Origin of the sequence: Thiomicrorhabdus marina (assembly GCF_017571465.1) — a bacterium.
Classification (GTDB): domain Bacteria; phylum Pseudomonadota; class Gammaproteobacteria; order Thiomicrospirales; family Thiomicrospiraceae; genus Thiomicrorhabdus; species Thiomicrorhabdus marina.
In genome coordinates this window covers 1-20589 of record NZ_JAGETV010000002.1, presented here as the reverse complement: position 1 = coordinate 20589, position 20589 = coordinate 1, and the positions used below count along the sequence as shown (strand labels likewise).

21 protein-coding genes are annotated in these 20589 nt (G+C 45.3%); 8 read left to right on the top strand and 13 right to left on the bottom strand.

Annotation, left to right across the window (positions count from 1 at the left end):
- Window positions 1-46: 46 nt before the first annotated feature.
- From J3998_RS01305 to J3998_RS01260, 10 genes are all read right to left on the bottom strand, one after another.
- Entirely contained in the window at window positions 47-1717 is a 1671-nt protein-coding gene (locus J3998_RS01305; RefSeq protein WP_208146682.1) for a hypothetical protein, read from the bottom strand.
- 42 nt (window positions 1718-1759) lie between these two features.
- Entirely contained in the window at window positions 1760-2800 is a 1041-nt protein-coding gene (gene lipA / locus J3998_RS01300) for a lipoyl synthase (RefSeq protein WP_208146680.1), read from the bottom strand.
- A gap of 73 nt (window positions 2801-2873) precedes the next feature.
- Complete coding sequence (gene lipB / locus J3998_RS01295; RefSeq protein ID WP_208146678.1) at window positions 2874-3506, bottom strand: lipoyl(octanoyl) transferase LipB; 633 nt, start codon at window positions 3504-3506, stop codon at window positions 2874-2876.
- Window positions 3507-3509: 3 nt separating this feature from the next.
- Window positions 3510-3794, bottom strand: a complete 285-nt coding sequence (locus tag J3998_RS01290) for a YbeD family protein (protein WP_208146676.1) — start codon at window positions 3792-3794, stop codon at window positions 3510-3512.
- Between the two features lie 172 nt (window positions 3795-3966).
- Window positions 3967-5172: a D-alanyl-D-alanine carboxypeptidase family protein gene (locus J3998_RS01285; protein WP_208146674.1), complete on the bottom strand. Its 1206-nt coding sequence runs from the start codon at window positions 5170-5172 to the stop codon at window positions 3967-3969.
- A gap of 159 nt (window positions 5173-5331) precedes the next feature.
- Window positions 5332-6456: a rod shape-determining protein RodA gene (gene rodA / locus J3998_RS01280; protein ID WP_208146672.1), complete on the bottom strand. Its 1125-nt coding sequence runs from the start codon at window positions 6454-6456 to the stop codon at window positions 5332-5334.
- Window positions 6453-8321: a penicillin-binding protein 2 gene (gene mrdA, locus J3998_RS01275; protein ID WP_208146670.1), complete on the bottom strand. Its 1869-nt coding sequence runs from the start codon at window positions 8319-8321 to the stop codon at window positions 6453-6455. The genes rodA and mrdA overlap by 4 nt, the downstream gene beginning before the upstream one ends.
- Window positions 8322-8346: 25 nt before the next feature.
- A complete protein-coding gene (gene mreD / locus J3998_RS01270; protein WP_208146668.1) occupies window positions 8347-8853 on the bottom strand; it encodes a rod shape-determining protein MreD in 507 nt (168 codons plus the stop codon).
- A gap of 20 nt (window positions 8854-8873) precedes the next feature.
- Complete coding sequence (gene mreC, locus J3998_RS01265) at window positions 8874-9779, bottom strand: rod shape-determining protein MreC (protein WP_208147287.1); 906 nt, start codon at window positions 9777-9779, stop codon at window positions 8874-8876.
- Window positions 9780-9840: 61 nt separating this feature from the next.
- Window positions 9841-10887 carry a rod shape-determining protein gene (locus J3998_RS01260; RefSeq protein ID WP_208146666.1) on the bottom strand — a complete coding sequence of 349 codons (1047 nt, stop codon included), beginning with the start codon at window positions 10885-10887 and terminating at the stop codon, window positions 9841-9843.
- Window positions 10888-11302: 415 nt separating this feature from the next.
- Between J3998_RS01260 and gatC the strand changes: the two genes are divergently transcribed.
- From gatC to J3998_RS01220, 8 genes are all read left to right on the top strand, one after another.
- Window positions 11303-11590 (top strand): Asp-tRNA(Asn)/Glu-tRNA(Gln) amidotransferase subunit GatC, encoded by a 288-nt coding sequence (gene gatC, locus J3998_RS01255; protein ID WP_208146664.1) that lies wholly within the window; start codon window positions 11303-11305, stop codon window positions 11588-11590.
- Between the two features lie 12 nt (window positions 11591-11602).
- On the top strand, window positions 11603-13060 hold the full coding sequence (gene gatA / locus J3998_RS01250) for an Asp-tRNA(Asn)/Glu-tRNA(Gln) amidotransferase subunit GatA (protein WP_208146662.1): 1458 nt from the start codon (window positions 11603-11605) through the stop codon (window positions 13058-13060).
- A gap of 17 nt (window positions 13061-13077) precedes the next feature.
- Entirely contained in the window at window positions 13078-14508 is a 1431-nt protein-coding gene (gene gatB, locus J3998_RS01245) for an Asp-tRNA(Asn)/Glu-tRNA(Gln) amidotransferase subunit GatB (protein WP_208146660.1), read from the top strand.
- Window positions 14509-14585: 77 nt separating this feature from the next.
- The gene (locus J3998_RS01240) at window positions 14586-15548 is read left to right on the top strand and encodes a hypothetical protein (protein ID WP_208146658.1); all 963 of its coding nucleotides are present in this window, start codon (window positions 14586-14588) and stop codon (window positions 15546-15548) included.
- Entirely contained in the window at window positions 15508-15945 is a 438-nt protein-coding gene (locus J3998_RS01235) for a hypothetical protein (protein ID WP_208146656.1), read from the top strand. The genes J3998_RS01240 and J3998_RS01235 overlap by 41 nt, the downstream gene beginning before the upstream one ends.
- A 121-nt stretch (window positions 15946-16066) precedes the next feature.
- Entirely contained in the window at window positions 16067-16963 is an 897-nt protein-coding gene (gene htpX / locus J3998_RS01230) for a protease HtpX (protein WP_208146654.1), read from the top strand.
- 287 nt (window positions 16964-17250) lie between these two features.
- Window positions 17251-17808: a hypothetical protein gene (locus tag J3998_RS01225; protein ID WP_208146651.1), complete on the top strand. Its 558-nt coding sequence runs from the start codon at window positions 17251-17253 to the stop codon at window positions 17806-17808.
- A 202-nt stretch (window positions 17809-18010) separates the two neighbouring features.
- On the top strand, window positions 18011-18148 hold the full coding sequence (locus tag J3998_RS01220) for a hypothetical protein (protein WP_208146649.1): 138 nt from the start codon (window positions 18011-18013) through the stop codon (window positions 18146-18148).
- A gap of 88 nt (window positions 18149-18236) precedes the next feature.
- Here J3998_RS01220 and trpB read toward each other — a convergent pair whose 3' ends face one another.
- The 3 genes from trpB to J3998_RS01205 form a co-directional block, all read right to left on the bottom strand.
- Window positions 18237-19433: a tryptophan synthase subunit beta gene (gene trpB / locus J3998_RS01215; RefSeq protein WP_208146647.1), complete on the bottom strand. Its 1197-nt coding sequence runs from the start codon at window positions 19431-19433 to the stop codon at window positions 18237-18239.
- A 160-nt stretch (window positions 19434-19593) separates the two neighbouring features.
- Window positions 19594-20031 carry a SufE family protein gene (locus J3998_RS01210; RefSeq protein ID WP_208146645.1) on the bottom strand — a complete coding sequence of 146 codons (438 nt, stop codon included), beginning with the start codon at window positions 20029-20031 and terminating at the stop codon, window positions 19594-19596.
- Between the two features lie 68 nt (window positions 20032-20099).
- Window positions 20100-20589, bottom strand: a 490-nt coding sequence (locus J3998_RS01205; protein WP_208146642.1) for an energy transducer TonB, incomplete at its 5' end; no start/stop codon positions are given.

The following is a 20589-nucleotide window of genomic DNA, read 5'->3' as shown; positions in this document are numbered from 1 at the left end:
TGGCTAGTTTTTGCAGTTTTGTTTTTTTGTAGTCAGTTTTGCATTTTTAAATGCACTGGTGGGATTGATTGGGTGAGGTTTTGTCTTCTATTATGTACGAAAGTTTTTGTACTGAATTCCAAGTATGAAGAACTCTATCAAGTTTTATAGATATGCCAGATACGACCGAGCCGTTTTCACCTTCCCAAACACCCTTGTAACGAGCTAGATTTTTCATAATGCTATCAAGTGTTTCATCGCCAATTTTGTGATCGCTTTTAAGTAATCCAACTGTGCATTCGCCTTTGCGGCGCTGTTGAATATCAATCCAGCAGTAGTGAATGCCATTGCTTTGTATATCGACTGCAATATAGCTTCTTCGTGTTCTACTAGCAGATTCCAAGTAAGCCCATTGTCTTCTGGTACTTGCTTCTGATAAAGGAACGACATCAACTCTTCTGATTTTGATGTTCATCCCTTGTTTTGAAAGTTGATCAACTGCTTCTTGAAGCATTTCCAAATCAGCGCCAACGCCTTTGCTTCGATTGATTTTCGCCTGTTGGTTGGTCGAGTCTTTGCTATAGTCGCCTTGTCCAGTTCCTAGACCTTCTGCTTTTGGCGCTTTCGGTTTGTTCGGCGGCGATTTATAGCGGTTGTACTCTTTACTTTCCGGCTTGATGATTTCTTTATTTTCCAAAAAGTCGAATTGAAGTGATTGACTGAGAATATTTTGAATCGGCAGGTTTTTGTGCGTTTCCGTGTCACTATTTAATTCTTGGCCGTCTAGTTCGTTTTCATCATCCTTATTTAGGTTTCGGTCATATGTTGTTTTGTCTTCCGGTTCAATATCGGTTTCAGTGTCGGCCTTGGTCGAATTATTATCTCGATCAACTTGAAGCTGAATGAAAGGAAATGGATGAGAGCATTTCAGTAGTTGGAGAATTAGGTATCTTGGCTTACTTTGAGTTCCTATTTGTAAGCCTTTAGCTATCCAACGAGTAGTCCCGATAAAAGGAATGCCGCATTCAAAGAATCCTGATTTTGAGGTATCTAAATTTCTAAGCAGGCTGTCGTGAATTTCTTGAACACCTTGTTCGGCATTTTTATCAAAAAGGATTCGTCCGATTGTCCAAGCATCGACATCTGAAAATCGCTGTCTTAAATGAATAATGGCTCTGTCTAATTCTGGATCAAAACCGCATTTTCCGTAATTAACAATATCGTTAAGGTCGTAACTATATTCTCCCCAAAATGCACTATGGGCTAAATCAGTTGAATGGCAGTAATAGAAGCGGGCTACTTCGGAAGCAGGAATGATGATGCCGTACGGATCGTTGTTATATTGAATTGCTAAACAGTTTGATGAGGCAAATTCTTTGGGTATCTCTCGAATACTTGGAGGAATTGCATATTTTCCGGCTTCGATTTTATCCCAGGCTTCAATAGTTCTAATTGTTTCTCGGCTGATGTTTATTTTGGGGAGATTAAAACGCTCTATTTGACTCGGCTCACGGATAGTTTGGCGTTTATCTATCCAGTTACATCCGAGTTTTAGTAACGGAAGTTGGCCGACTCCGATTTGGATTATTCGATTACCGTTTTTGGATCGAATAAGAACTTCAATCAGCAGTTCGGACGGAACGTCTGGATTTCTGGTTACCCGTCCGTGCCAAATGATTGTCCAGTCTCCTGTCGGAAACTCTCTAATAGGTGGTGTGTTTTGGTAGATTTCGGCCATTCTCAGTACAAATTAATTTTGTAGAATCCAAAATAATGTTGTTCAGTCCAAATTAATGTTGAAACTCACATTCTGTTTATCGCTACTTTTAGCTTGCAAATCTGCATGATAGCTTGATCGTACCATCGGGCCTGCTGCGACGTTTTCAAAGCCCATTTCATAACCGGCATCTTCAATCTGTTTGAACTCTTCCGGTGACCAGTATTTTTTGACACTAAGGTGGAAGCTACTCGGTTGTAGGTATTGCCCAACGGTTAGCATTTCCACATTGTGAGCACGCAGGTCACGCATCACCTGTAACAGCTCTTCCATGGTTTCACCAAGGCCAACCATTAAACCGGATTTAGTTTTTACTTCGGGATGCATCGCTTTAAAGCGCTTTAGCAAATCCAGAGACGATTGATAATCTGCTCCCGGGCGTGCTTCTTCGTATAAACGCGGGACGGTTTCTAGATTATGGTTCAGTACATCCGGCGGCTGTTTGCTGATCGTTTCTAACGCCACGCTTAGGCGGCCGCGGAAGTCGGGAACTAAGGTTTCAATTTTGGTTTTTGGAGATTGTTCGCGAATTGCGGCGACGCAGTCATTGAAGTGTTGTGCGCCACCATCACGAAGGTCATCACGGTCAACCGATGTGATAACGATATAGTTCAAGCCCATCGCTTTGACGGTTCCAGCCAAGTGGCTCGGTTCGTCTTGATTGAGCGCTTTTGGGCGACCGTGGGTCACGTCGCAGAACGGACATTTACGGGTACAGATGTCACCCATAATCATAAAGGTCGCGGTGCCGTGTCCAAAACATTCGGCAAGGTTTGGGCAAGAGGCTTCCTCACAAACACTGTGCAGACCTTGTTCGCGCATGATATTTTTCAGCTCGCGAATACGATGAATGTCTTTTGCCTTTGGCAGCTGCGCCTTAATCCAGCGCGGCTTTTTCAGTTTTGGCGCTTCTGGATCAGGACGATGCTTAAGCGATTTGGTTTTGTACTGACCTTTAGGCATGGCGGCATTGCGGTCTTTTAGGCTGCCGACATTACCGATCTGGTCTAGTTGAATCTCTTGTCGCTGCGGCGGTTGTGACATAGCTTGCACTCGTGTATTCGCTTGAAAGGCGGCTATTATAAGTCATTCCTGAAGTTTTCAAAAATCGGTAGTGCTATGAACGGGCTACTGAGGTAATTTGTGTTTCTAGAATGGTGCATAGACGGGTGCCGAGTTCCGCTAAACTTGGTAAGTTCTCAGTGGCAACTAAGTCTTTGAGTTGCGTCATTCGCATGTCAATTAAGCCGCATGGATTAATCGCCTGAAATGGGGCTAAGTCCATATCCACGTTCAGTGCGAGGCCATGATAGCTTTTCTGTTTGCGGATTTTCAGGCCGAGTGAGGCGATTTTCTTGCCGGAAACATAAACCCCCGGAGCATCGGAACGTGCTTCACTGTTGATGTTGAACTGTTGCAGAAGTTCGATAATGCTGTTTTCCAATATCGACACCAAAGCACGTACGCCGAGTTTATTGTGTTTTAAATCGACCAAGACATAGACAATTAATTGCCCGGGGCCGTGATAAGTGATTTGCCCGCCGCGGTCGGTTTGCACAATCGGAATTTCAGGATTAGGGCGGAGCAGGTGCTCTGCCTTGCCGTTTAAGCCTTGAGTGTAAACCGGCGAGTGTTCGACAATCCAGAGCTGGTCGTCGCTTTCGGCACTGCGTTGATTCGTGTAATCCTGCATGGCTTGCCATGTGGATTGATAGTCCTGCAAGCCAAGGTGTTTAACCTGAATTGTCATTAATTACAGAGTCATTTTAACTTCTGGGTGTTGTTTCAGATCGCCGTAGATTCCATGAATCTGTTCAATGCAGGTTGCATAGAAAGTGACGTTTACCGAAATAAAACGCTTGCCGCTTGAGTTATTGATTTTAATGTTTTCGCGAGGGGTATTTGGGGCATATTTACAGGTGATTTGATATACCAGTTCAATAAAGGCTTCATTGTTTTCGCCCATCGCCTTGAGACGATAATCACATGGAAATTCAATAAGGGATTCGGAGTCTGGAGTGTGTAAATCTTTAGTCATGCTAGGTACCATTTAAATGAAGCGCTCGGCTTGGTCAACTTTATGAGCGGAATTTTAGGGTGCTTTATCATGCATATCAAGTTATCACGGCTTGATTGTTGCGCAAAACAAAAAAGCCGCAGTGTAGGCCGCGGCTTTTCAAAAGGTCAGGGCGTTTGTCGAATAATAAGGACTATTCTCCGCCAAGTAGGGATTGGAAAGTCATTTTAACTTGGTCAATCAGTTTCTTAAAGAAAGAACCTTCTTGTACCGAGTCTAGGGCGATAAGTGGTCGCGTAGCGATTTCTTTTTCTCCAAGTGTGACTTTCAATTCTCCCATTTCGCTCCCTTCAGAAACGGGTGCTTTTATTGCATTGGCAACAAGCGTGTCTAGTTTCAGATTGTTGTACTGGCCGCGTGGTACGGTAACAAACAGGTCTTCTGCTAGGCCAAGACCCATTAAATCGCGATTGCCTTCCCAAACAGTGACGTCTTTTAAGCGTTGGAAAGCGTTGTACATTTTGTGAGTCTCAAAGAAACGGAAACCGTAGTTCAGCAATTTTTGCGTCTCTTGCACACGAGTATTGGCGCTATTGGTGCCAAGTACCACAGAAATTAAGCGCATATCGTCACGTTTTGCCGAAGATACTAAACAGTAGCCTGCGCTTTCAGTGTGTCCGGTTTTCAGGCCATCAACGGTTTCGTCTTGCCATAATAGCTTGTTACGGTTGTATTGAGTAATGCCGTTAAAAGTGAATTTCTTTTCCGAGTACCAAGCGTATTCTTCCGGAAAGTTTTGGATTAACGCCTTAGTCAGTAATGCTAGATCATGTGCACTGGTGTAGTGGTCTTCGTGTGGTAAGCCGGTTGCATTGACATAATGTGTATTGGTCATTCCCAGTGATTTGGCGTATTTGTTCATTAGTTGCGCAAAGACTTCTTCGCTACCGGCGATGTGCTCTGCCAGTGCAACCGACGCGTCGTTACCTGACTGAATAACCATGCCTTTGATTAGGTCGCGTACCGAAACTTTTTTACCAACTTCGATAAACATTTTCGATCCCGGCATTTTCCATGCTTTTTTGGAGATGGTGACCATGTCATCCATGCTCATATTGCCGTTGTTCAGTTCATTGATGACAACATAACCGGTCATGATTTTAGTCAGACTAGCTGGTTCAACACGTTCATTTGCTCTTTTTTCAGCCAGAACGCGGCCGCTATCAAAATCGATTAGCAGATAGGCATCACCGGCGATTTCCGGTGCTGAAGGGACTACGTGTGGCGTTTGTATTGCGGCATTGGCAATTGGGTTAGCATTGGCTAAAGGAGCAACCATTAGCAACAGGCTTAAAATGAAAAAACGCACAGGGGATAGTAAGATTTGTGTGTATTGCATGGTAATCAGACTTTCTCGATTTTCTTGAGGGTAGAACCGCTTATAAAGTGGTGATAAGACCACTGTGTGACCGGTCAATAAATCGTTTGCTAATGTATCACACTTTGTCGGTAAACCTAAGCGGTAACCATGAATCAAATTTTAAGAAACATGGTTTGCCTATTCGGTCAGCATTTTACGGTGGGTTTGAATCGACATGAGTATCCCGAAACTAATCATCAATGTGACCAGAGAGCTACCGCCGTAACTAATGAGCGGTAATGGCAGTCCGACTACAGGCAGTAGGCCGCTGACCATGCCGATATTAACGAATACATAGACAAAGAAAATCATTGTTAGGCTGGCGGCAATCAATCGGGTGAACTGATCTTGTGCATGTGCGGAAATGTACAAGCCGCGGGCGATAACAAACAGATACATCGCCAACAAGGCGATAACGCCAATCAATCCAAACTCTTCAGATAGCACTGAAAAGATAAAATCAGTGGTACTTTCAGGAAGGAATTCCAAATGCGCCTGTGTGCTACCGAGATAGCCTTTGCCTTCGATTCCGCCGGAACCGATGGCGATTTTCGACTGAATAATGTGGTAACCGGCTCCAAGGGGGTCGGATTCAGGATTGAGGAAAGTCATAACACGCTGTTTTTGATAGTCGTACATATTTTCCCAAGCAATCGGTACGGCTGCGGCAACCGCAAGTAGGGCAGCGAGGATCATTTTCCATGGCAGTCCGGCAAAGAAAATCACAAATAGACCGGACATGGCAATCAATAGTGACGTTCCCAAGTCAGGTTGAATCACGATTAAGCCGGCACTGAGTCCGATGACGGCTAGCGCCGAGATAATGCGCTGATAACTTGGCGGGTAGCCGGAGTGGGCAAATATCCAAGCGATGGTGATCGGGAGCACCACTTTCATTAGTTCAGACGGTTGGAAGCGTATTGGTCCGAATTCCAGCCAGCGTTGAGCGCCCATGCCGATGGTTCCAACAAGCGGTACCGCGATTAACAGTGCTAAGGCAAAGAGGAATAAAAAGGGGGTGAATAGGAAAATAATTGAGGGCTTAAGTTGTGCAAACAGAACCATTAATCCCAACGCGAAACTGACACGGATTGCGTGTCGTTGCGTAACTGCCCAGTCACCGCCTGAAGCGCTGTAGACAATCGCTAGGCTGCTAGCAAGCAATAGCATTACACCAAGTAGAAGCCAGCCGTCAAGATGTAGACGGTTGAGCAGACCTTTGTTGCGGCGATAAACTTGTTCTTTTTCGTCAAAGATTCTCATCGATCATACACTGCTTGTTTTGGCATAGGGGTTAAAGGTAAATCCGGACGCAAGTAACGTTTGATTACATTTACGCCGATAGGGGCGGCAGTCTTCGAGCCGCTGCCAGAGTTTTCGGCAATAACCGCTACCGCGATTCGTGGACGTTCAACCGGGGCAAAACCGACAAACAGCGAGTGGTCATGTAACGATTTATCCAATTTAGCGGCGTCATAGTCGGCTTCGTTCAAACTGAAAACCTGCGCGGTGCCGGTTTTTCCTGCCATGGTAAATGGCAGATCAGTGCCATAACGGCGTGCGGTTCCGGTTGGACCGTGCATGACTGCTACCATTGATTGAATGACTTGCTCCCAGTGCTCGATTTTTTTGATTTCAATTTGCATCGGTGGCATGTCGTTATCATCATGCAAGCGCTGTAATAGGTGTGGCGTAATCTGTTTACCGCGGTTTGCCAAAATGGCGGTGGCGCGCGCCAACTGGATTGGTGTACTTAGGTGGTAACCTTGGCCGATAGATGAAATGATGGTTTCTCCTCGATACCAGGCTTCGCCTTTGGTTTCACGTTTCCAAGCTTGGGATGGCAAGATGCCTTTAGATTCCCCTGGTATGTCAACACCACTGCGTTCACCGAATCCAAACGGCGACATTGAATCGTGGATAGCGTCTATTCCCATGTCTAAACTGAGTTCATAAAAATAGGTGTCACAGGATTGAGCGATAGCGAGATGCATATTGACTAAACCATGCCCCCAGCGTTTCCAGTCACGATAACGATGACCTTTATATTCGAAATAACCCGGGTCGTAGATTTTCTTCTGTGGAGTGATGTAGTCATTTTCAATTGCGCCCAGAGCCACAAATGGCTTAATGGTTGAACCCGGTGGATATTGGCCGTTGATGGCACGGTTAATAAATGGTTTATTTGGGTCGTTCAGCAAACTTCGATAGGTTTTGCTGTCGATACCATCCACGAATAGGTTAGGGTCAAAAGTCGGGGTGCTTACATAAGCGAGAACTTCGCCATTTTGTGGGTCAATGGCGACAATACTGCCACGACGGTCGCCCATTAGTTGCTCGGCGAATTTTTGCAGTTCAATATCTATGGTCAAGTGAATATCTTGTCCCGGAATGGCCGGAGTGGTTTCCAGTTTACGCAATACCGAACCGCGCACATTGGTCTCGACCTGCTGTACGCCGGGATAGCCGTGCAGGATGTCTTCGTAATACTTTTCAACCCCGGATTTGCCGATAATCTCTGTACCGAGATACCGTTTTTCATCAAGCTTTTTAAGTTCTTTTTGATTGATGCGTCCGACATAGCCGATAGCATGTACTCCGACGTCTTTAAAAGGATAGGTGCGTTTGAGACGACTGCTGAGAGTTACTCCCGGATGCTTGTGGTTCAGCACGGCAAAGCGTGAAGCTTCCTGTTCGTTCAGGGGGTAAGGTAGGGTGTAGGTTCTAGCGCGTCGGCCTTTTCGGAATTTCTCGAAAAACTTGTCCATGCGCTCTTGTGGATAATTGTCGAGTACTTGTGATAAGTCGAGTTCCAAATCGTCAATGCTATCCATGTCTTCGCGAATCATTTTGATGGCGAATACAGGTTGATTGTCGGCGATTAGAGTGTGATTTCGGTCATAGATTTTGCCGCGAGTCGGTGGTAGCACTTCAATCGAGATTCGGTTGCCTTCCGCAAGGCCGTGATAGCGATCATAATTTAACCATTGTAGATAAGCCATGCGGCCAATAAGAAACAGAAACAGTGCGGAGACAAAAAGCAAAGCAATAATCAAGCGCAGACGGAATTGCCGTTTGCGTTGTTGATTTTCTTGGTCGGTGCTGAATTCGAGGCGTTCTGGTTGCATGCTGTTAAGTGTCCGCTATAGCCGACTAGTTTTCAATGGCGTTTTGTTGGGTCAGCAAATTCAGTAACTTGGCGAAAATCAACCATAAAAACGCTGAAACAACGGGCATTGACCAGAATTGAATCATTTCATTATCGTCAAGTGTCGGCGACAAAATGAGTAAGTGTAAAACTTGGAAAATAAACATGAAGACAATAATGTTCAGTGCTTGCTGAATGACCGAATAGCCACGGAAATGCAAGCGGTGACGCAACATAGTAAAGGTCAGAGTGACATAAATCAGGGCGTGCATGCCGAGCGTGGTTTGATACAGAGTATCTGCTAAGAGTCCGATGACAAAAGCAGTACTGATGTAGGTGTAATCCAGAAAATGACCGGACCAATAAAGCAGTACCAGCAAGGTAAAAGGTGGCAGAAATTGATAACTGGCGCCGATTAGATTGATACTGTCTAGCACCAGTGCAATCACGAAACTTAGGATAATCAGCCAGCGTACTTGGCGGCTGGAGATGTAGATAAAATTATCGCCCATATCTGCTTTCTCTCTTGCCTTTAGTTGCGGCCAGGGTGGTCGGGGTTTATGGCAGTGCCGTCCAGCCCTTTAATGTTTGGGGTGTTCTGCTGATTTGGCTTAATCTCGGTATCCAAATCGGTATTGATGGTGGCAAACGGGTCGCGCTGCTGTTTTAGAATCAATACTTGCTGTGCTTGGTTAAGTTGTCCAAGTGGGGTCGCGTAAATCTCGTAATAAGGGTCGCTATCGCGACTAATTACTTTGGAAATGACCGCTACCGGATAACCGGATGGAAAGATACCGCCTAAACCGGAGGTTTCCAAGAGATCGCCGACCAGAATTTCGCTACTTTTCGGAATAAAGTTTAGCTGGGTATTGTCATGCCCGTTGCCACTTAGAATTCCACGTTGACCTGTACGTTGGATGCGCACCGGCAAATGGTGAGCGGGGTCGGTAATCAGTAAAACACGCGATGAATTGGGTGTCGTACTAATGACTTGACCGATCACGCCTTGAGCGTCAATCACCGTTTGCTGAGGGGTAACATCATCGAGCGCACCTTTATTAATGGTAATAAATTGTGACAAAGGGTTGCTGGAGAAGAAATTAACAGTGGCAATTTGGAAAGTCGAATTATTAACGCGTCCAGTGGTACCGAGTAAAGCTCGAAGACGGCCGACTTCTTGTTCCATCATAATAAGCTGCTGTTGTTTGGCTTTGAGCAGAAGCATCTCGGTTTTAAGACGTTCGTTTTCCAGTTTCAGTTCATCAAATGAGGTGAAATCGGTGGTCAGGTTTTGATAAACCTGTTTAGGGGTTTGTGCAATGCGTTCGATTGGATCAAGCAGAGTCAGTAGGGCGCTACGCAGATCGCCCATAAAATCACTGTTACGGTCGGCAGCAATAACCGCTAACGACAAGATGAACGCCACCAAAAAATGGATGGCGTCTTTTTGCGGGGTCGTTGCGATATGGTTGATGACTCGGCTCCTAAGAGGCTAGTGATTAATCGAAAGAGAAAACGTCTAGACCTTTTTCATCCATAAGCTCAAGCGCGCGACCGCCACCACGAGCGACACAGGTTAACGGATCATCAGCAATGATAACCGGAATGCCGGTTTCTTCAGAGATCAGAGTGTGGATATTGCGAAGAAGCGCTCCGCCTCCGGTTAGTACGATTCCGTGTTCGGCGATATCGGCACCTAGTTCAGGAGGCGTGTTTTCTAACGCCGTTCGAACTGCGCTGATAATGGTATGCAATGGTTCTTGAAGCGCTTCCAGCACCTCATTGCTGTTTAAAGTAAAACGGCGTGGCGCTGATTCTGCCATGTTAGAACCATGGATTTCCATGGTTTCAGGGTTTACTTCGTGATAGGCCGTGCCGATATTCTTTTTGATGCGTTCGGCAGTCGATTCCCCAATCACCATGCCGTAGTTTCGGCGCACGTATTTAATAATGGCATCATCGAAGCGATCACCGCCAATTTTTACCGAGTCTGACCAAACAATTCCGTTTAGGGATAGTGTGGCGACTTCAGTGGTACCGCCACCAATATCAACCACCATCGAACCAGTCGGTTCGGAAACCGGCATGCCGGCACCAATTGCAGCAGCCATCGGTTCTTCGATTAGATACACTTCACGCGCACCGGCTCCAGCCGCTGATTCACGAATTGCACGACGTTCAACTTGGGTCGAACCGCACGGAACGCAAACCAAAACACGAGGGCTCGGTTGAAAGAATTTCGCTTCATGCACTTTGCGGATAAATGACTGTAGCATCTTTTCAGTCACTTCAAAGTCAGCGATAACGCCGTCTTTCATTGGGCGCACGGTTTGAATGTCCTTGTTCTCTTTTCCGAGCATCATCTTGGCATTTTCACCAACGGCAACGATTGAACGCATGCCGCTACCGCGATGGTTGTTTCGAATCGAGACCACTGAAGGTTCATTCAAGACCATTCCTTTACCGCGCACATAAATAAGTGTGTTGGCGGTACCTAAGTCAATAGAAAGGTCATTAGAGAAAAGGCCCATAAACTTACGAAACATTCTGGTGCATCCTTGATGTCGGTCATTAAAACAATCCCGCTATTCTAACTGAATTAATTAAGCGGGAGAAGACTTCTCAGGGGAAAAGCCCTGATAAAAATTAAATCTATATTTATGCAGACTTTTGGCAATTTAGGGCGTTATAAAACAACGCGATGTCTGTTTACGAATTTGATGTCTGAGAATGCGTAGAAAGGTCGGTCAGTTATCGAAAATTTCGCGCTAATTTGGGGCAGGCTATTTAGTTGATTTTGAATCATTGGCAAACTTTACGATTGTTGCTGTCGAGTTGGATTTTCTCGCGCCCATTTGCCTTGCTCCTCTGTATCTGTAAGCGAATTTATGGTATTTTATTGCGTTATTTTTTGCGTCCGAATGGCGGGCGAGAACGGATTTCCAAATTGGGAGTAGCACAGTGTCGATAGGAAAAAGCGAAGTCGAATATATTTCGCGTTTGGCGATGATTGATGTCGCGGATAATGAAGTGGAGCAGGTCTCTGGAAAACTTTCTAAAGTTTTGGATTTGTTCGAGCAGATGCAAGCGGTCAATACCGATGGTGTTGAACCGATGGCGCATCCGCACGATGTTGCACAACGTCTTCGTGTTGATGAAGTGACTGAAACAGATCAACACGAAAAACTTCAGAAAGTCGCGCCAGCCACGGCGAAAGACATGTATCTAGTGCCGCAAGTTATTGAATGATAAGAGATTAAGATGTTACACACACTAAGCGTAAAACAGATGAGCGAAAAGCTGCACGCTGGGGAAATCACCAGTGTCGAGCTAACGCAGCACTACTTAGATCGTATTGCCCAATTTGATCCTGAACTGAATGCCTATGTTACCGTTACCCCTGAACTGGCGTTGCAAATGGCGCGCGAAGCAGATGAGCGTTTGCAAAACGGTACTGCCGGTCAGTTAACCGGTATCCCGATTGCTCACAAAGATATTTTCTGTACCGACGGCGTAAAGACGTCTTGTTCGTCGAAAATGCTGGATAACTTTATCGCGCCTTACGATGCGCATGTGGTTACTTTGCTGAAAAAAGCCGGTATGCCGATTTTAGGGAAAACCAATATGGATGAATTCGCGATGGGGTCATCGTCGGAGAGTTCATATTATGGCCCGACCAAAAATCCTTGGGATTTGAATGCAGTTCCGGGCGGTTCTTCCGGTGGAGCGGCGGCAGTTATTGCGGCCAACCTAGCGCCGATGGCAACCGGTACCGATACCGGTGGTTCAATCCGTCAGCCGGCTTCTTTTTGTGGGATTACCGGTATTAAGCCGACTTACGGAACGGTTTCGCGTTTCGGGATTATCGCTTATGCCTCAAGTTTCGACCAAGCAGGGCCTATGAGCCGTTCGGCGGAAGAGTCGGCGTGGATGCTAAATGCCATGAGCGAGTTCGATCAACGCGATTCGACTTGTCTTGAACAAGAACGCGCCGATTTTGCCGCCGAGTTAAATAACTCGCTTGAAGGTTTAAAAGTGGGCGTTCCGGCTGAATACTTCGGCGAGGGTCTAGACCCTGAAGTTGAGAAGGTGATTAAAGACGCGATCGCTGAAATTGAGAAGCTAGGTGCAACAACCGTTCCGGTCAGCTTGCCGAATAAAGATTTAGCGGTGCCTTCTTATTATGTATTGGCTCCGGCAGAAGCTTCTTCTAACTTGTCACGTTACGACGGTGTGCGTTTTGGTCACCGTTGCGAACAGCCAAAAGATTTGGAAGACCTTTATAAGCGTTCACGTGCCGAAGGTTTCGGCGCCGAAGTTAAGCGTCGTATTATGGTCGGTGCTTATGCGCTATCGGCCGGTTACTACGATGCTTACTATCTAAAAGCTCAGCGTCTGCGTCGCATGGTGCATGATGATTTCACTAACGCTTTCGAGCAGTGTGATGTGATTATGGGGCCGGTTGCACCAACGCCTGCGTTCAATATTGGTGAAAAAACCGATGATCCGACCAGCATGTACTTGGCTGATCTGTATACCATTCCAGTGAATCTAGGCGGTTTCCCGGGTATGTCGATTCCGGCCGGTTTCGCCAACGGTCGTCCGGTCGGGCTACATGTAGTCGGGCCGCATTTCTCGGAAGCTAAGCTTTTGAATATCGGTCACCAATTCCAACAAGTCACTGACTGGCACAAACAGATGCCAGAGCAGTACAGTTAAGCGCAGGGAGAGAATTAATGAGTTGGGAAGTTGTAATTGGTCTTGAGATTCACGCTCAGTTGACCACCAAATCGAAAATCTTTTCTGGCGCGTCGATTGCCTATGGTGCAGAGCCAAACAGCCAAGCGTGCGCGGTTGATTTGGGTATGCCTGGCATGTTGCCAGTGGTAAACCATGCGGTAATCGGTAAAGGCATTGCGCTAGGTATCGCACTGAATGCCGAGCTAGGTAAAAAGCAGGTCTTTGACCGTAAAAACTATTTCTATCCGGATTTGCCGAAAGGTTATCAAACTACGCAGATGGATTATCCAATTGTCGGTAAAGGTTATCTGGATATTGATGTCGACGGTGAAACTAAGCGTATTGGTGTGACCCGCGCGCACTTGGAAGAAGATGCCGGTAAATCTAACCACGGTATTGTTCCGGGGATGACCGGTATCGACTTAAACCGTGCTGGCACGCCGCTACTAGAAATCGTTTCTGAACCGGATCTGTCTTCGGCGCAGGAAGCAGTTGCTTATGCGCGTAAAATGCATGAACTGGTCACTTTCTTAGGAATTTGTGACGGTAACATGCAGGAAGGTTCTTTCCGTGTTGACTCCAACGTTTCAGTACGTCGTCCGGGCGAGCCGTTAGGTACCCGTGCTGAGTTGAAGAATATCAACTCGTTCCGTTTTATCGAAAAGGCTATTGAGTTTGAAATCGAACGTCAAATCGAGCTTATCGAAAATGGTGGTCAGGTCGTTCAGGAAACCCGTCTATACGATTCGGAAACCAATACCACTCGTTCAATGCGTACTAAAGAAGAAGCTAATGATTACCGTTACTTCCCTTGTCCGGATTTGTTGCCGATTCACGTTAGCGATGAAGACATTGCCGCGGTGCGTGCGACCATGCCGGAACTGCCGGGTGCCAAACGTGCACGTTATGTTTCTGAATTAGGGCTAAGTGAATACGATGCCGGTGTACTGACTTCTTCACGTGCAATGGCGGAATATTTCGAAGCGCTGTTTGAACATACCGGTTCAAAAGATGCCAAAGTATGCGCTAACTGGATTACGTCAGATTTAGCCGGTGCGCTAAATAAAGCCGGTCTGGATATTTCTGAGTCGCCAATTTCAGAGCAAATGCTGGCAGGTATGATTAGCCGTATTCTGGACGACACTATCTCCGGTAAGATTGCTAAGCAAGTATTTGAAGCGATGTGGAAAGGCGAAGGTTCTGCTGATGAAATCATTGAGGCGAAAGGCTTGAAGCAAATTACCGACAGCGGTGCGATTGAAGCGCTGGTAGATGAAGTGCTAGCCAATAATCCTTCGCAAGTTGAAGCCTATAAAGGCGGTCAAGAGAAGATGATGGGCTATTTTGTCGGTCAAATAATGAAAGCGTCAGGCGGACAAGCTAATCCGGGTCAAGTGAATAAAATTCTTAAAGAAAAACTTTCCTAAGGTTTCCTGACGGAATATATACTTATCCGTAGCTGCCGGTGCAATGCCGGCGGCAGTTCATGTTACGGAGGCCGAAGTTGAATCGATTTACTCAAGGCAATTCTCGACGCTATTTTCGATATTCCATTCAATGTAAGTATTTTGTTTCTCCTGAACTCCTCGAATCCACCACCGACCTCTACAGTAATGGTATCGATTATTTCAATCGCGCTACCGAAGATAATATCCTGCACTTAAAAACCCAAGTGATGCATAAGTTGCATCGGTTGCGCGCACATCAACAAATCTTTTTACGTATTGTTAGTGATATTTTTGAAAAGTTCGACATGGTGATGGGGTATCTACGCATGTTGAATCGTGGCGAAGAGATCGCCAGCCGGAAGATTTATTGGCAAAACCAACAGTATCTATTGTCTGGATTTAAAGGGTTGCAAACTCTGCAAGAAGAAGCCCCGAAGACTTATGAGTTGTTACTGCAAATCGAGAAGCAATTCATTCGTTACACGGAAATGATTCAAGAGACCGTTGATAATTCCACGAGCACTCGCCTGCATATCTGTGATTATCCCGAGGCGTTCCGTTTTAAGCCGCAAATCCGCGAAAAGTTTTTGCATAGTGGCGAAGCAGTCAATAACAGTGATTTGTTGCAAATGATTTTATCGTTAGAGCAATTGTTTGAAAAAGGCTTTGAACCCTTTACCAATTTGGCGACTGATTATCTGCTCTATCAGAAACATGAATCGTGGATTAAACGCGACCTGAATTTGTCGGCGTGTGGCTTGCGTTTTGCCGATACTCGACTTTACCCGAATTTGACTCGTGCCGATGTTAAGTTATCGTTAGAAAATAGTTATGCCGAGATTATTGAGCTGGACGGTAAGATTGTCCGTTCGCGTTATCTAGCTCAGCAGAGTTTAAATGAAACCGCGGTGGATTTTTATTTCCCGAAATCTAAGGATCAGCAAGAGTTGCTGGCTTATTTACATCGTTTGGAAACGAATGAATCAATGCAGAGATGGAACTATGCCGGGAACCAGTGAAAATTTTGAGGTTAATAATCTTGCCGGTGTTTCAAACCGTTGTGTTGAGCCGATTCGGCTATTGATTAATCACTATTCATTGGAAAGCTTGGTCGGGTTTGTCAAAGAAGGGCTACCGCCTGAAATGGTGCAAGATTATCAATCATTAAGAGATGAAGAGTGGCGTTTCATATTGCAAAATGTGATTTTCAGTAAGATCACAGCGCTTAAAGTTGATGCCTATTACTCGGTCGAGCAACTCTATTTTCTGATTGATTTGCTAGGTTATTGTGTCATGTTCAAAGGGACGGGTAGATTACTGCCGAAAGACCTTCCTAAAGAATATGCTCATGCGCAGAAGTGGTTGAATCATGTTTATGCGGTGCTACGTTTAAAGAAAAAAGTAACAAACTCGTGAACTAAAGCTGAATCTTTACTTAAGCAATAGAGAAAAGGCTTGAAAGGTTATAAAAAAACCTTATATTAAGCCTACATAGCATTTTATTAGATTTACATAGCCAACTTCAAAGGAGAGTTTCATGAAGCGCATTGGTTTATTTCTATTAACTAACATCGCGGTAATTGCCGTCGCGATGATTACCCTAAACTTGTTAGGGGTAGGCAGCTACATGCAAGGTACGAGCCTAAATCTAGGTAACCTATTCATGTTTGCTTTGGTATTCGGTTTTGCTGGTTCTTTCGTTTCTTTGGCGATGTCAAAGTGGATGGCGAAAATGACGACTGGTGCGCAAGTTATCGAAACGCCGCGTAACCAAGATGAGCAATGGTTGCTTGACACTGTTCGTCGCCAAGCGGAAAAAGCGGGTATTAAATGTCCGGAAGTTGCTATCTATGACTCACCGGAGCCGAATGCGTTTGCAACCGGTATGAGCAAAAACAACTCTCTTGTTGCGGTTTCTACTGGTCTATTACGTTTTATGCAACGTAACGAAGTGGAAGCGGTGCTAGGTCATGAAGTTGCGCACGTTGCCAACGGTGATATGGTTACTATGGCTCTGCTTCAAGGTGTATTGAATACTTTCGTTATCTTCTTCGCCAAAATCGTTGCTTACGTGGTTGACCGCGTAGTACTTAAGAACGAAGAAGAAGGTCACAGTTGGGCGTTCATTATTACTGATATCGTGGCGCAAATCGTATTCGGTATCCTAGCGAGCATTATCGCAATGTGGTTCTCACGTTACCGTGAATTCCATGCCGACAATGGCGGTGCTTACCTAGCCGGTAAAGAGAATATGATTGCTGCACTTAAGCGTCTGCAAACCATGCAACCTGGTCACCTACCTGACCAAATGGCGGCATTCGGTATCTCGGCGGCGCCTTCTTCATTCGGTGATCTATTCAAGTCTCACCCAGATTTGGCAGACCGTATCGCTAAACTTGAAGGCACCACTCAAGACCAGCTAAAAATCGCTTAATTCAAACAATTGAATAAAGCTAACCGGTGTAAGCCGGTTATTGAAACCCTGCGAAGAATTATCTTCGTGGGGTTTTTTATTGCAGTTAAGAAATTCGCTTTTGTCTAGTAAAGGTATTTACTCGTTATGTATATAAATCGTATTGAAAAATTTTGTGTTTACATGGAAATCTCTCACGACTGTAAATAACTTTATGATTTGTAAAGAATTTTCTATTTCTTTTTTTTAAAGGGCACTGTTTATACTGATTTTGCATAAAGAAGTTTGATGATATAGGAGATAAATTTATGGCAATGCGTACAGGTTTAGTTTTAGCGGCGGCGTTAATGATGTCGGTCAATACGGCTTCGGCCAGTTCACCAAAAGAAATTTATGATTGGACGGCTAAACTGCAAGGGGATTGGAAGTTAGCTCCGGCGGATATGCAGGTGGGCGGGGCGACGAAAAAAGGGCCAGCCGCGAAGATGCTTGGAACGGATCAAACAGCGATGAAATTCCATGTTACCGGTCGAGGTTCTGCGGTGCAGGAAATCTTGTTACCGGGCACTAAAAAAGAAATGATGACCATGTACCATTGCTATGACAAGACTTGTTCTTGGGTGAAGGCGACACACTATTGTGCCAAGAAAAATCAACCGGAATTTAAGTCGAATGTAAAAAGCAGCTCAGCACAAAAGATTGCTTTTGATTGTGACATGAACACTGAACTATGTAATTCCGACGACGGTCATGTGCACGGTATCGAGCATGAATTTTTAGAAAATGACGTTCTTCAAACAACTTATACCATTTGGGAAAACGGATTTGAGCAGAAAAAATCGATTTATCGTTTTGTAAAAAAATAATCGTTAAAACAGTAAAGATTTAAAAAATTATTACTTTGTTTTAAGCCCTGCAGGCAATTGTTTTGTGGGTTTTTTTTGTCAATTTGGAAAAATGGTTTTTAGAGATTAATGGCACTTCTATCGGTATAAGTATCTTAAATATAGTCTTATAAGCGAAATGCTATATAGTTACGTTTTTTTGAACACTAAGCGGGAATTAAAAATGTCTGATAATAATCAAAAGGTAACAGTGAATAAGAAAGGTATGGCTGTAAAATACGGTGCAATTGGCGCTTTGCTAGCGGTTGCTCCAGTTGTGTTGGTGACTGAAATCCTAATGCCGATGCTTTCTGTTCAGTAAATATATAAATCTACAAATACAAAAAAACGCCGCCTTGGTTTGTTTCTAAGGCGGCGTTTTTTATAGGTCTGGATATTATCGGAGCGGGCTATTCTCCGGTTCCGAAATTATCGGCAACATAGTCAATGTCTTTATCGCCGCGACCGGAAAGGTTGATCAGTATTGTTGATCCAGGATTTTCTTGACCATACTTCATTGCCCAAGCTACCGCATGAGAGCTTTCCAGTGCGGGAATAATGCCTTCCATTCGGGACAGTTTATAAAATGCATCTAAGGTTTCTTCATCGGTTACTGCATGGTAGTTCACGCGGCCGGTTGTTTTAAGGTGCGAGTGTTCCGGGCCGACGCCTGGGTAATCCAATCCCGAAGCAATTGAGTGCACCGGTGCCGGATTGCCTTCTTCATCAGATAATAACATGCATTTGAAGCCGTGAATCATACCCGGTTTACCAAAGGTCATGGTAGCCGAGTGTTCACCGAGTTTGGTGCCGCGCCCAAGCGGTTCGACGCCATTTAGACCAACACCCTTGTCTTCGATAAAGCCTGCAAATAACCCCATTGCATTTGAACCGCCGCCGACGCAGGCGCCAACTTGGTCGGGTAACTCGCCGGTCATTTCAAGAAACTGTTCACGAGATTCATGCCCGACTACCGATTGGAAGTTACGTACCATCATTGGGAATGGGTGTGGGCCAACGACAGAGCCGATGGCAAAAAGGGCAGTATCGGCTTGCGGTACATAAGACTGGAACGCTGAATCTACCGCTTCTTTTAAGCTGCGACCACCAAACGAAACCGGCACCACTTTGGCGCCAAGTAATTTCATACGGGTGACATTCGGCGCTTCTTTGGCGATGTCGATTTCACCCATATGAATCTCACATTCCATGCCGAAGTATGCAGCGGCGGTAGCGAGTGCAACACCGTGTTGGCCTGCTCCGGTTTCGGCAATCAGTTTGGTTTTTCCCATGTGTTTGGCTAACAGTGCTTCAGCCATGCAGTGGTTGAGTTTATGAGCGCCGGAATGGTTGAGATCTTCTCGTTTAAGATAAATATGCGCGCCAACTTCTTTACTTAAGTTATGCGCATAGTAAACAGGAGTCGGGCGGCCTTGGTAGTGTTTACGGATGTATTTAAGTTCGTTGAGAAAGTCCGCTGAGCGCCCGAGCTCTTGGTATGCTTTGTTGATCTCTGCAAAGTGCGGTTCTAGTTCCGGTGGTAAAAAAGCGCCGCCGAATTCGCCGAAATAACCTTCTGCATTCGGGCTATTTTTTAGATAAGACATCAAATTCCTCCAATTCTTGTTTGATGTGTAGCATCAATTAGAATAATAGCGTGTTTGCTGGAGATTAGCGCAGGCTTGCCAATGAAAATTTTCGATAAGGCTAGAAGTAATTGGAAAAGCTCACGCTATTTACACAGCGTGATTGGAATGAAAGATTAACTTAAGCAGTAACCCGTTTTTTGCCTTCGGCTTGAATTCGTTTAATCATGTGATATAAGCCCGTCGAACGGTTTGGGGAAAGTTGCTGTAGTAGGCCGATTTTGCCAAGAAAATCCAGAGGTGCAGTTGCGACTTCTGCTGGAGTGCGGCCGTGGTAAATGCGAAGCAGTAAGGCGATTAGTCCGGAAACAATAGCAGCATCACTTTTCGCTTCCATAAATAGACGTCCGTCTTTTTCTTCTATGTGAATCCACACCTGAGATTGACAGCCGTGAATACGGTTATCTTCGGTTGCAAAGCTTTCATCCATTGCTTGAAGATGTTTGCCCATATCAATCAGATAACGGTATCGATCTTTTGGATTGGCAAAGTGAGTAAAGCGTTTTACTAAATCCTCTTGTACTTCGGCAATACTCTTACTTGGCGCAGTAAAGTCCATCGGAATTTCCTGTAGATTGAAAAAACGCACATTTTAGCAAATTTTTTGCCGAGTACCGAGAGAAACCCTCAGTTTAAGCGGTAGCTTACCGGTACGCGAATATTCCAGCTATCTCGTTGAATTCTTTCGGGAAACCGATGGAAACGCGATTGCATTTTGTCGGTAATAATTTTCAGAGCTGCGTCATCCAGCATATCTCGACCGGAACTGTCTTCCAGCTTAAGATTTTCAATACTGCCGTCGGCATTTATTGTAAAGCTGATCATCACATCACCTTCCCAATTGCGGCGTTTAGCACGGCGAGGGTAGGTGTCCTGTGCATATTGCATAATTTTTTGGTGCAGTTCTGACAAATACGCCTGCTCCGCTTGCATCACCTGTGGTGCAGAAAATTGTGGTTTTGCCGCAGGTTTTGGTGCGGGCGGCGTCATTGCTTTTTGAACTGGCTCAGCCTTGGCTATTTGTTCAGGCTTCGGTTCAGGCTTCGGTTCAGGCTTCGGTTCAGGCTTCGGTTCAGGCTTCGGTTCAGGCTTCGGTTCAGGCTTCGGTTCAGGCTTC